1 protein-coding gene is annotated in these 817 nt (G+C 75.0%); it reads right to left on the bottom strand.

Going from position 1 to position 817, the window contains the following annotated elements; genetic code table 11:
- On the bottom strand, positions 1-817 hold an 817-nt coding region (locus VQ03_RS29775; RefSeq protein ID WP_053078792.1), incomplete at both ends, for a LysR substrate-binding domain-containing protein.

The raw sequence follows: 817 nt of genomic DNA, 5'->3' as shown, positions 1-817 counted from the left end.
CCGGCCCCCCTCCCCGCCTTCCGGCACGATCAGCCGCAGCGGCGCTCCCGCCACCATCCGGTCCCCGAACGGCGCGACGAGGCGCCCGGCCGCCAGCGCCTCGCCCACCAGTGCGCTGTGCCCGATGAGCACGCCGTGGCCGGCGAGCGCCGCGTCGAGGGCGATGCCGTAGAGTGAGAATGCCGCCTCCCGGGCCGGGCGCAGGGCCCCGGCCCCATGGCGGGCGAGCCAGCGCGGCCAGTCCTCGCGCCAGACCGAATCGTGCAGGAGCGTCGTCCCGCTCAAATCCCGCGGATGGCGCAAGCCCGCCGCCAGCGAGGGCGCGCAGACGGGAAACAGGTCGTCCCGGGCCAGCACCGTCGAGGTGCAGCCGTCGGGTGCGGCATCGCCGAAATACAGGCCGAGATCGACGAGCTCCCGGGCGTAGTCCGGCGGGTCGTCCCGGGTCAGGATCGCGACGTCGAGATCGAAGGCGGCTTGCAAATCCGGCAGCCGGGGTGTGAGCCAGAGCTGGGCGATGCAGGGCAGGGCCGCCAGCGTCAGGCTGCGGGGCCGGCCGACCGCCCGCATCACCCGCACCGCGTGGTTCATCGCATCGAAGGCCGTGGTGAGGGACGGCAGCACCGCCCTCCCCTCGGCGGTCAGGAGCAGGCCGTTCGGCCGGCGATGGAAGAGCGGCCGGCCGAGCCAGGCTTCGAGCCCCTTCACCTGGGCGCCGATCGCCGCCGGGGTGACGTGGAGTTCCTGCGCCGCCGCGACGTAGCCGCCACGGCGCGCCGCCGCCTCGAAGGCCCGCATGGCGTTGAGGGAGGGAGGG

The organism is Methylobacterium tarhaniae (assembly GCF_001043955.1).
Lineage (GTDB): Bacteria > Pseudomonadota > Alphaproteobacteria > Rhizobiales > Beijerinckiaceae > Methylobacterium > Methylobacterium tarhaniae.
Note: the sequence above shows the minus strand (reverse complement) of the source record. Positions and strands in the feature narration are given on the sequence as shown.